The organism is Burkholderia sp. LMG 13014 (genome assembly GCF_905232215.1).
Classification (GTDB): Bacteria; Pseudomonadota; Gammaproteobacteria; order Burkholderiales; family Burkholderiaceae; genus Burkholderia.
In genome coordinates, this window is the sequence record NZ_CAJNKE010000161.1 from 1 (window position 1) to 11,438 (window position 11,438).

The 11,438-nt window shown below is 62.6% G+C and carries 10 protein-coding genes and 1 pseudogene; 2 read left to right on the plus strand and 9 right to left on the minus strand.

What is annotated here, in order from left to right:
• Nucleotides 1–76: 76 nt before the first annotated feature.
• The 9 genes from JYJ84_RS17470 to JYJ84_RS17510 form a co-directional block, all read right to left on the minus strand.
• Nucleotides 77–463 carry a PaaI family thioesterase gene (locus tag JYJ84_RS17470; RefSeq protein WP_122950258.1) on the minus strand — a complete coding sequence of 129 codons (387 nt, stop codon included), beginning with the start codon at nt 461–463 and terminating at the stop codon, nt 77–79.
• 274 nt (nt 464–737) lie between these two features.
• Complete coding sequence (locus tag JYJ84_RS17475; RefSeq protein WP_122950257.1) at nt 738–1,187, minus strand: VOC family protein; 450 nt, start codon at nt 1,185–1,187, stop codon at nt 738–740.
• 80 nt (nt 1,188–1,267) lie between these two features.
• Nucleotides 1,268–2,074, minus strand: a complete 807-nt coding sequence (locus JYJ84_RS17480) for an NAD(P)H-dependent oxidoreductase (RefSeq protein ID WP_122950256.1) — start codon at nt 2,072–2,074, stop codon at nt 1,268–1,270.
• Nucleotides 2,075–2,382: 308 nt separating this feature from the next.
• Nucleotides 2,383–3,108, minus strand: coding sequence for an ABC transporter ATP-binding protein (locus tag JYJ84_RS17485; RefSeq protein ID WP_122950255.1), 726 nt, complete (start codon nt 3,106–3,108; stop codon nt 2,383–2,385).
• A gap of 19 nt (nt 3,109–3,127) precedes the next feature.
• Nucleotides 3,128–3,913, minus strand: coding sequence for an ABC transporter ATP-binding protein (locus JYJ84_RS17490; protein WP_236027660.1), 786 nt, complete (start codon nt 3,911–3,913; stop codon nt 3,128–3,130).
• A 104-nt stretch (nt 3,914–4,017) separates the two neighbouring features.
• Nucleotides 4,018–5,295 carry a high-affinity branched-chain amino acid ABC transporter permease LivM gene (livM, locus tag JYJ84_RS17495; protein WP_122950254.1) on the minus strand — a complete coding sequence of 426 codons (1,278 nt, stop codon included), beginning with the start codon at nt 5,293–5,295 and terminating at the stop codon, nt 4,018–4,020.
• A complete protein-coding gene (locus tag JYJ84_RS17500) occupies nt 5,295–6,212 on the minus strand; it encodes a branched-chain amino acid ABC transporter permease (RefSeq protein ID WP_175223605.1) in 918 nt (305 codons plus the stop codon). The genes livM and JYJ84_RS17500 overlap by 1 nt, the downstream gene beginning before the upstream one ends.
• Before the next feature lie 87 nt (nt 6,213–6,299).
• The gene (locus JYJ84_RS17505; RefSeq protein WP_226220087.1) at nt 6,300–7,451 is read right to left on the minus strand and encodes a branched-chain amino acid ABC transporter substrate-binding protein; all 1,152 of its coding nucleotides are present in this window, start codon (nt 7,449–7,451) and stop codon (nt 6,300–6,302) included.
• A 391-nt stretch (nt 7,452–7,842) separates the two neighbouring features.
• Complete coding sequence (locus tag JYJ84_RS17510) at nt 7,843–9,828, minus strand: gamma-glutamyltransferase family protein (protein WP_175223606.1); 1,986 nt, start codon at nt 9,826–9,828, stop codon at nt 7,843–7,845.
• Between the two features lie 217 nt (nt 9,829–10,045).
• Between JYJ84_RS17510 and JYJ84_RS17515 the strand changes: the two genes are divergently transcribed.
• Together JYJ84_RS17515 and JYJ84_RS17520 are read left to right on the plus strand one after the other, a co-directional pair.
• A complete protein-coding gene (locus JYJ84_RS17515; RefSeq protein ID WP_374102109.1) occupies nt 10,046–10,516 on the plus strand; it encodes a solute carrier family 23 protein in 471 nt (156 codons plus the stop codon).
• A 355-nt stretch (nt 10,517–10,871) separates the two neighbouring features.
• Nucleotides 10,872–11,438, plus strand: a pseudogene (locus tag JYJ84_RS17520) (site-specific integrase); the annotation flags it as partial.

The window sequence follows — 11,438 nt, forward strand, 5'->3', positions numbered from 1 at the left end:
AGCACACCTCGGTTTTTACAGCTCGGCCTCCAGGCAATCGAATCGACCAATCTCTCCGGCAAGCAAGAGACCGACGCTAACGTGCGTACTTGAATGTCCCCTGTGCGGTAGCGATCAGGATGCGACCGTCGACCCATGCTTCACCGCGGCAGAAGTAGATCGATTTGCCTTTACGCTCGAGAATGCCCTTGGCCGCGACCTGCTGCCCGATGCCCCGATCCAGGTAGTTGATCGTCAAGGACAGCGTGAAGCCGTGAACCGTTTCGCCCGACTCACTGTGCAGCCCGGCATAACCACAGGCAGCATCCAGCAGCGTCGCGACGGCACCACCCTGCAACACGCGTTGCCGATTCAGATGCGTCGCGCTGATCGGCATCGCGATCTCCGCAAATCCGTCTTGCCATTCGGTCAAGGTCGCACCCAACGCTTCGAGAAACGGATTATCGAGTTCGTGACGGATCATCGGATCACTCCATGCGTGAAGTACGCGCGCGCTACATTGGTCAGTCGCGACGGCAAGGGAGGTGGGAGGGGATACGATCTAACGGTACAACGACATTCGAACATGCCGCCGCGTTTCCTGAAAGGATAAAAAAACGTGCCGCCCGTCGGGCGGCACCAAGGACGAATGTCTCCGTTCCGTGCCGATCAATTCCGGCACCGATCGGATGGCCCCATCGTCGTAGCCAGGAGCACAAGTGTGCGCGGGTCGACACGCGACACCGAATGGCCGAGTCTTACTCTTTTCGTGCGCGAACCTGAAGATTGACGCCTGCGCCTGCTTTCGCCGTATCGAAGTACGTGAAACCGCTGCCGTCCGGCAACCGCCCGCGACCGAGTACCGCGATACCCGCCCCGGTTGCAACGGCTTCCGCTGCGTCGACGTCCGGAACCGCGAACCCGAGATGGAACACGCCTTCACCGTGGCTTTCCAGAAAGCGCTTTTGCGGCGTGTCACCGTCACCCGGTTCGCAAAGCTGGAACTGGACGTTGTCGACGTTCGCGAACTTGTACTTCAGCTTCAGAAAGGCATCGCGATCGTAGCCGTCGAGCTTGAACGCATCGAGAGGCGGGAAGTCCGTCCACGGGCCGATACCCGCGGATTCGTAATACGCAGTGGCCACATTCATGTCACGAACAACGATACAGACGTGATGCAGCTTCCGGAAAATGTCGGGTTTGCTCATGGTGACACCAGTCGAAATACGAAAGGAAAGCAGGTGGGGTAGTGCGACAGGAATGCGTCCCGTCGCTCCCGTCCATCCATTCAGCCAAACTTGGCGACGTTCGGTGCCGTAAATTGGTCCGCCGCCTCTTCCCGGCTCTGTCCCGCGCCCGGGTTCCATTGGAAGCCCGACCGGGCGATCACACCCGGCTTCAGACGTTGGTCGGTACCGTAGTCTTCGAACGGATGGAAGAACAGCGACGGCGTCTGCTCGAGCGTTCGCAGCCGTTCTCCGTACGACGCCAGATACGCCGCCCGCTCCTCAGCCGACACGCGCGCCGGCATCCACGACACGTGCGGAGGCAGCACGTCGAAACCCAGGTACTTGAAGATCCCGTTATGGATCGGCCACAGCAGGTGGTTGATGTCGCCGTCGACGCCATCCGGCTCGTACAGGCTCGACGCCGTACCCGTCGTGGTCGAGATCATCGCCTTGCGCCCCTTGAACATGCCGGTATCGTATTTGCGCCCGGTCGCGTACGCGAAGCCACGCGTCATCACGCGATCAACCCAGCCTTTCAGGATCGCCGGCATGCCGAACCACCACATCGGGTACTGGAAAATGATCAGGTCCGACCAAAGCACCTTCTCTTGCTCGGCGGCCACATCCGGCGTCGACTGCGACGTCGCAAACATGTGTTCCTGCTCGGCTGACAGGTCCAGATAATCGGGGTTCGCCCGCGGGCCGGTGAAATCATCCAGACCGAGATCCGGCCGCCATTTCATCTGATACAGATCCGACACGCGGATCTCGTGCCCGAGCGCGGTCAGCGTCGCGACAGCTTTGTCCTTCAACGCACCATTGAACGACTTCGGTTCGGGATGGGCAAAGACGATCAGCACCTTCATGTTCTTACTCCGTCAAGATCGATCGGGACACATGTCCGACATGAACACCGGAGCGCCGTAGCTCCGATCTATTGGCGTCAATTCTGAACCGGTTCTCGGCAGCCGTCTTGTGACAGAGCGGTAACTTTTTGCGGAATTTTGCACAGTCGAGCGATGCAAGCCAAAGCATATTGATTGCTGTGCTTCGATTCGTCTGAATTGGCAATACCCGGCCGCACGGAGTCCCGCACAATCGACGGGGCAGTCGGTACTGCTACGTCGCCCCGCCGATTGACCGGCACCGGCGCCCCAGGCCCCGGTGCGATCGGTCACGCCGCGTCGAGCTGCACTGTATCGCCCTCCAGATACGCCGCACGCACGGCCGGATCCGCCAGCAACGAAGGCCCGTCTCCTTCGAGCGCGATGTGCCCGTGCTGAATGACGTACCCCCGATGCGCGACTCGCAGTGCATGATGAGCATTCTGCTCAACGAGCAGGATCGTCATCCCATACTGCGTGTTGAGCTCGCGGATCACCGAAAAGATCTTCTTGATGTAGATCGGCGCCAGGCCAAGCGACGGCTCGTCGAGCAGCAGCAGTCGCGGATGCGACATCAACGCCCGTGCGATCGCCAGCATCTGCTGTTCGCCGCCGGACAACGTTCCGGCACGTTGGGATGCCCGGCTGCCGAGAATCGGGAACATCCCGACCATTCGCTCGATGTCCTGCGACGTCTGCCGATCCCGGGATGTATCCCCCATCAGGAGGTTCTCCATCACCGTCATACGCTGAAATATACGTCGCCCTTCCGGGACGATCGCGATATCGAATTTCGCGATCTCGTGCGACGGCCGCTTGGTGATGTCGCGTCCTTCGAACACGATCGAACCGCCGCTCGCGCGCGGATAGCCAAAGATCGTGTTCATCAGCGTCGACTTGCCAGCGCCGTTCGCACCGATCAACGTGACGATCTCACCCTCGTTCACCTCGACGTTGACGTGATGCAATGCCTGCACGCTGCCATAGTGCGCGGACAATTCCGAAATCTTGAGCATGAAAGAATTCCTCGCGTAGTCAGGCCGGCTGGTCCGATGTTTCGCTTTCCTCTTCGCCGAGGTAGGCAGCAATCACGTCAGGATTTGCCTTCACCTCGGCAGGGGTGCCCTCGGCAATCTTCTTGCCGTGATTGAGCACGACGATGTGATCTGAGACCTTCATGACCACGCTCATGTCGTGCTCGATGAGCAACACGCCGATACCCCTGTCCCGAGCAAGAGACGAAAGCAGCGCGGTCAATGCTGCGGATTCACGCGGATTCAGCCCGGCAGCGGGTTCGTCGAGGCAAAGCAGAATCGGATCAGCGCACATAGCGCGAGCAATCTCGATGCGACGCTGAACACCATACGGCATGTCGCCTGCCGGCTTGTCGGCAAGGTCCCGCAGATTGAGTCGCTCGAGCCATTCCATTGCCTTCGCAACGGCATCGCGGCTGGCAGAGCGATATCCTCGCAGGTTCAGCGCACCGGAAATCGAAAAGCGCGACGCCTTCTGGAGCGCGTTGTGCTGGGCGATCATCAGGTTCTCGAGAACGGTCATGCGCGGAAAGAGCCTGATGTTCTGAAAGGTCCGTACCACCTGTCCGACACGTGCAACGTCCGCGTTTCGCATCGCATCCAGGCGCAACTTCCCGCGCGTGGGATGCTCCAGGGCAATCGCGCCCGACGTTGGCTTATAAAAACCGGTCAGGCAATTGAAGAACGTCGTTTTGCCTGCGCCATTCGGACCGATGACCGAGGTCACCTCGCCGGCGCGCGCGGTCATCGACATATTTTCGATCGCGCGAAGCCCGCCGAACTGCATCACGATGTTTTCGACGTGCAGCAGCGGTCCGCGTTCGGCAGGCGATTCGCACCGACCCCGTCCGGCGGGGGCGCTTTCAAAAATCAGCGGCGTCATCGGATCCATCATTTGCCCTCCGCAGGTGCTGTAATCGTTGCGCGACGGTGACTGATCAGCCCACCGGGCCGGACGATCATGATCAATACCATCGCAAGACCGAACAACAGCATTCGATATTCAGAGAAATCTCGTCCGAGCTCAGGAAGCACGACGAGCACGGCGGCCGCGAACACGACGCCAAGCTGGCTGCCCATGCCACCGAGGACGACGATCGCAAGAATCGTGGCCGATTCCGAGAACGTAAAGCTCTCCGGAGAGATGAAGCCCTGGCGGGCAGCGAAGAACACACCGGCAAATCCGGCGAGCATCGCTCCGATCGCGAACGCGGACAACTTGATGTTCGTTACGTTGAGCCCCATCGCCTTGCAAGCAATCTCGTCCTCCCTGATCGCTTCCCATGCCCGACCGATAGGCAGCCGGCGCAGGCGGGAAACAAACAGGTTCGTCAGCAGCGCCATCCCCAGGATCAGGTAGTAGAGAAACACGATCCGTTGCTGCGGGGAGTATTCGATGCCGAACAGGCTCGAGAAGGTCGGACCGTCCGCCGACGCTTGCATCGGCAGCCCGAAGAACGTCGGCTTCGGAATCGAAGAGACACCGTTCGGCCCACCGGTAACGTCACCCCAGTTGATCAGTATGAGCCGGATGATCTCTCCGAAGCCGAGCGTGACGATCGCGAGATAGTCGCCGCGCAACCGCAGCGTCGGATAGCCGAGGATCATCCCGAAAGCGGCGGCGAGGCCGCCCGCGATCGGCAGGACTTCCCAGAATCCGAGACCGAAATGGGTCGACAGCAATCCGTACGAATAAGCCCCGACCGCATAGAACGCGACGTATCCCAGATCGAGCAGACCTGCGAGACCGACAACCACGTTCAGTCCCCAGCCGAGCATCACGTAGATCAGCACCGTCGTCGCCGTGTCGACCACGTAGCGATTGCCGGAGAACATCGCCGGCAACACGATCGCGAATGCGACGGCACACGTCCCGATCCAAGTCAGCCTCGACGAGGACACCGCGGCCTGTTTGCCCTTCTGAACGCGACTCTTCCTGATATTCGCTGCATATTCCAGCAGACACTGCAGTGCCATGCGCCCAACAAACGCGGCGATCACAAACGCACCGAGCAACGGCCAACGGGTCTGCACCTGAAGACCGCCTGAGCCATCGTGCGTCGTGAGCCCGAGCATCGGCAGCCCGACGACTGCGGCGACAATCGCTGCGCCCAGCGCATCGCGAATGCGAAATGGAAGATTGACTTGCTTGGACATCGTCGTACTCATCAGACTTTCTCCACCTCTGGGCGGCCGAGCAGCCCGGACGGCCGGAACATCAGGAACACGATCAGAATCACGAACGTCGCCACGTCCTTGTATTCCGGCGACAGATAAGCGGACCAGAACGCCTCGATCAGGCCGATAATGACGCCGCCCAGCATCGCGCCGGGGATCGAGCCAATACCACCGAGCACCGCCGCCGTGAATGCCTTGATGCCGGCAATGAAACCGATCGAGAAGTCGACGACGCCGTAATAGAGCGTGACCATCACGCCGGCGACAGCCGCAAGTCCGGCGCCAATCATGAACGTCACGGAAATGATGCGATCCGCGTCGTAACCCAGGAATCGCGTCATCCGTTGATCCTGTTCGCACGCGCGTTGCTGTCTGCCGAATGAAGTTTTGTGGATGAACAACGTGAATGCACCCATGAGCGCAATCGTCACGATGACGATCAGGATCTGGATGTTCGACAGATAGACATCGTGACCCGCGCCGCCCATGGGTATGTTGATTCCGCCCGTAACGACAGGCTGAACCGACTTCACGCGTGCGCCCTGCGTGAGTTGCACCATGTTCTGCAGGAAGATCGACAGGCCGATCGACGAAATCAGCGGCGCAAGACGATTCGAGCCGCGCAGCGGGCGGTAGCCGACCCGTTCGACCGTCCAGCCGAACGCGGACGTCAGCACGATCGCGACAATCAGCGTCACGCCAATAGCGAGCACCACTGAGGAAACGCCACCCGAAGTGAGCAGCGTAAGGCACGTCACGGCAATGAACGCGCTCACCATGTAGATGTCTCCGTGAGCGAAGTTGATCATGCCGATGATGCCGTAGACCATCGTATAGCCGATTGCGATCAGACCGTATATCGCCCCCAAGGTCAAACCGTTGATCAGCTGCTGTAACGCCTGACTCATAGCTTCTCCGATACATCTCGTTGCAGCACGGCAGCCCGCCCCGTGCGGGCCGCCGCGCCCTTCATGCGATATGCGTTGCCGTCCGCATCACTTGACGTAGTCGTAGCTGTTGCCGTTCCATCTGTAGACGACGTAGCCCGGATTCTTCAGATCTCCTTTCGAATCGAACTTCAGCTGACCGACGACGGTATCGAACGTACCGTCATGGAGTTGCTTCACGACCGCGGCGTAGTCGGTGCTCTTCGCACGCTTTGCGGCATCCGCGTATGCCTGCATGGCCGCGTAGGAATAGAGCATGTAGCCTTCGGGTTCGATCTTTTGCGCGCGGAAGGCAGCGACCACCTTCGATGCAGCAGCGCTCTTGCGCGGATCGGGCGGGAACGTGAACAGCACCTTGTTGATCTGCGGGCCTGCGGCATTGACCAGCTCGTTGTTGCTGAGCGTGTCACCGCCGATCACTGTCAGATCGAGACCAGCCTGCGCGGCCTGGCGCAGGATCAGCGCAACCTCCTGGTAATAGCCGCCGTAGGCCAGAACCTGCACACCGGCGACCTTCATCTTGCTGATCAACCCGGAATAATCGCGCTCACCTGCCGTGATGGACTGACGCAACGCGACAGGCGTCTGCTTTGCCGCGAGTCCTTTTGCGATTTCATCGGCCAGGCCACCGCCGTATGCGGTCTTGTCGTCGATGACGGCAATCTTCTTGCCTTTGAAGTGGTCCGCGATATAAGCGGCCGTAACGGAGCCTTGCTGATCATCGCGCCCGGTAATACGGAACAAGCCCTTGATTCCGCGCTCCGTGATCTTCGGGTTCGTCGAGACAGTAATCTCGGGAATCTGTGCGTCGTTGTATACGTCGGATGCCGGTAACGTGGAACTGGAACACCAGTGGCCGTTGACGAACGCGACCTTCTTGTTGACGAAGTCGTTGGCGACCGACACCGCCTGCTTCGGATCGCATACGTCGTCGCCGACGATCAGGTTCAGTTGCTGGCCCAGAACGCCGCCGGCCGCATTGATGTCCTTCACCGCCTGCTCGGCGCCCTTCCTGAACTGCTCGCCACCCGATGCGTACTCGCCCGTCATCGGTCCTGCGACTGCAACGTTGAGACTCGCGCTTGCCGATGCGGCATACAGTAGCGCCACCCCGCCGACGCCGATTGCCGCACTCATCCCATTCAATATTTTCCGGCCATTCATAACCATCTCCAAAGAGCAGGCTTCGATGTGGGGCATGCCTTGGTCATTGGCCGCCACCGTCGTGAGACACCCGTGCCAGGCACGAGTGAACGAAGGTTGCCTACGCCAAAAACGGCTCGGAATTTGATTGTGCGAAACCGGGGGTTAGGGGCTGTCTAAATGTGCAGCCTTCCAGCCGCGGTGCGCGGAACGGCGCAGAGTTCCGGCCACGTAACCCGGTGAGCCGATATGTTCGAGGGTTGACCCCTATGCCGGGATATTCGGCGCGTCGAGCCGGAAAGCCGGCTCGATCCTGCTGAGCAGCAGGTTCTTCGATAACTTCCGCCCGCCTGCACGCCCATCGAGTTCGGCACTCGGGTGCGGTCGCATAAAGCAACACGGCCCCGACTGCCGTTCGGCAGTTCGGGGCCGTGTGCGTCGTGCCGGGTTACGGCCGGAACGTATCGCCGAGCACGACGCCTTCACGCCGCGGATCGGTGCCGCCCTGCAACGCGGGCGACTGGCCGACCGTCACGCGCATCACCGTGTTGACGCCGCTCGCCTGCGCGGACGTCGACACCTTGTGCCCGAGCGCGAGCAGCCCCGTGATCAGCGGATCGTTCGCTCCGTTGTTCGCCGTGTTGATGTTCGGATGCTCGCCACCGATCGTGGTCGTCGGGCTGTTGCTCGCGCCGAAGTCGACGAGCCCAGCGGACTGCTGCGCGTCGAGGCCCCAGTCGAGCGCACCGACGAGCGTCTTGACCACGTATTGCGGAATCGTGCCGCCGCCCGGCGAGCCGGTCGCCATCACGAAATCGCCGCGTGAGCCGTCCGCGGCCTGACCGAACACGATCGTCGGCGCCATCGAGCTGCGCGGCCGCTTGCCCGGCTGCAGGCGGTTGGCCACCGGATTGCCCGCGCTGTCGACCGGGTTCGCGGAAAAGTCGGTCAGCTGGTTGTTCAGCAGGAAGCCGTTGGTCATGTGGAACGAACCCATGCTCGACTCGACCGTGGTCGTCGCGCTCAGCACGTTGCCGTCGCCGTCGACGATCGTGAACTGGTTCGTGCCGTGCTCGATCAGCGTCGTGTCGACACCGAGCGGCACCGCGCCGAGATTGCCCGGCTGCGCGGTGCCCATGCTCTTGGTCGGGTCGATCAGCGCCGCGCGCGATTTCAGGTACGGCTTGTTCAGCAGCGTATTCCACGTGCCGCCCGGCAGCGGCACGAAATCCGTATCGGCCACGTATTTGTCGCGATCGGCATACGCAAGCCGCTCCGCCTCGGTGACGAGGTGCACGCCCGCGACGGTCGGCTTGCCGCCTTCGAGATCGATTGCCGTCGGCTTCAGCGACTTCAGGTCGTAATTCTCGAGAATGCCGAGCGCCGACGCGACCGCGATGCCGCCCGACGACGGCGGCGGCATCCCGCACACCCAGTAGCTGCGATAGGTCGTGCACACGGGCTCGCGACGCTTCGCCTGGTACGCGACCAGGTCGGCTACGGTCGTCTTGCCCGGCGTGAGCGTCGACCCGTCCGCGCCCTTCGTCGTGGCGATCTTCGCGACGATGTCCTGCGCGATCTGCCCCGTGTACAACGCGTTCGCGCCCGACTGCGCCATCAGCGTCAGCGTGCGCGCATACGCCGGATTCTTCAGCACGGTGCCGAGCGTCTTCGGCGAACCGTCGGCGTTCAGGAAATACGCGGCGGCCTCGGGGTCGCGCTTCAGGTTCGCGGCGTTCGACGCGATCGCGTCGGCGAGCCGGCCACCGATCGGGAAGCCGTTGGTTGCGAGCGTGATCGCATCGCCGAACAGGTTCTGCCACGGCAGCCGGCCGTGATCCTGCTGCAGCGCCTCGATCAGCCTCGGCACGCCGATCGTGCCGATCGAGCGGCCGCTCGCCCGTGCGTTCGGCAGCGGCGCGGACTGGTCGGTCGCGTCGTCGACGTAGCGCAGGTAGTTCTCCGTCGCGGCGGCCGGCGCGGTTTCCCGGCCGTCATACGCCTGCAGCGTCTTGCCGCGCGCATCGTAGTAGAGCAGCACGCCGCCCGAGCCGAGGCCCGTCGCTTCGGGCACGGTCAGTCCGAGCACGGCCTGCACGGCGACCGCCGCGTCGGCGGCCGTACCGCCTTTCTTCAGCACCGCGCAACCGGCCGCGCTCGCGTACGCGTTCGACGTGGCCACCAGATAGGTCTTCGCATAGACCGGCTTCATCCCGGTGCGATAGCCCGACGACGCTTCCGGCAGCGACGGGTCGCCCGGCTGGTTCGAGCCGACCACGACCGTCGCGCCGCTGTTGTCGACCGCGAGACAGCTCGCATCGGTGGAAGGTGTCGGCGTGCGGCCTGCTTCGTTCTCGACGTCGCCGCCGCATGCCGTCAACAGGGCGGCCGCGAGCAACGCGGACGCATACGGAAAAATCGCTGTTCTGTTCATTGTCTGCCGATGTTCTTGTAGGTCGTTGCGATGGACATCACGCTGCCTGCGACCCCCTCGGTGCGCCGGCAACGCGTTCGATAGTCCCATGAACAAAAATTTTTTCGCAATAAGGAAATGACGTAATGCGACCGGACGTTGCACGCGCAACGACACTGCCCGCGCGTGCGGGGGCGCGTGTTGCACTGCATCGCAGTGCGATGCGCTCGCGCGGCCGGTGTCGTTACGTCGTTACCTGGCTGACCGACGGCGGTTGCCGGCGGTCCGGCCGCCGCGCGCGAAGCCGCTCTTTGTCGCATCGATCGCCTCGGAGAAGCGCTCGGGGAACATCGTCATCGCGCTGGTCACGACGCTCGCGAGGCTTGCGTATGCGATGCCGGCCGCCGTGGTCGGCAACACCGCGCTGGTCGTATTCGCGATGATCGGCGTGATGGGCATCCGGTTGCTCGTCAGCATCGACCTACACCTGCGCGCCAACCAGTACACGCTCGCAACCGCGAGCGTCGTCGGTCTTGCATCGATCATGGTGCCAAACCTGTATCGTCATTTCGGTTCACTGGTGCAGATCGTGCGAGGCAACGGCATGGCGGCCATCGCGACAGAACCGACGTTCGCTGCATTGGTGCGGCTGAGCGAACAGGTAAGCACAACTGCGATTGCGGCTTCTTCGCCTTCGCGCGACGCGTAATGTCGACGACTGGCACCAGTGCGCGCTGCCGCATGCCGGCGATATCACGCTCCGCGCAGCCGGTTCATTTGCGATCGCCGGCCTGACGCCCGGCATCCGCACGCGACGGGTCGGGTGGTCGGGTTCATGTCGGCCGGCCACGGAGGGTTTGGGATGCTGATGTCGAAGCAATGGAACGGCGTGCCGGCCGCGCTCCGTTTCCTCGACACGCTGCTGCTCGCTTACCGGGCGATGCATATCGACGACATCGACGACACGCGTGTCGCGCTCTGACACGCCGGTTGCGTCGGGGCAGCCAGCGCGCTGACCATCCGAACGATTGCGGGAGCCTCCGCATTCCAGATATAAATCGTGCATGGACACGAATCGCTGGATTCTCGACCCCGTCGGCGCCTACCGCGCGTGGCAGGAAACCGCCGCGACCGGTGCCGATCGCCGGCCGTTCGCGCCGCGATCGGTCGTGCAGCACGTGGCGATGTTCGAACGGTTCCTGCGCCATCTGATCGCACAGCGCGTATCGCTGGCCACGTTCGGTCCCGACCATGTCGCGACCTTCCTGACGGAACTCGAGCGCACCTGCGCGCCCGGCACGTCGACCCGCGTGCGCTACGCGAAGCTGATCGACCGGCTGGGCCGGCATCTGGTCGAAGCCGGCGTGCGCACGATCCATCCGGCCGGCCGGGCGACGCGCGCGCTCGCATGGCCGGACGGCGAGCCCGAGCCGTGCTACCTGCCGCCCGATGCCGATGCGGCGCTGCAGCGCCATGTGCAGCCTCGACCGGACGACACGCCGGCCGACTGCCGGAATCGCGCGATCGTCGCGCTGCTGCTCGCGAGCGGCATCACGTCGGCCGAGATACGCGCGACGATGCACGACGCGCCCGATCTCGACGCGCGGCCGCCGGTGCTATCCGTGCCGCGC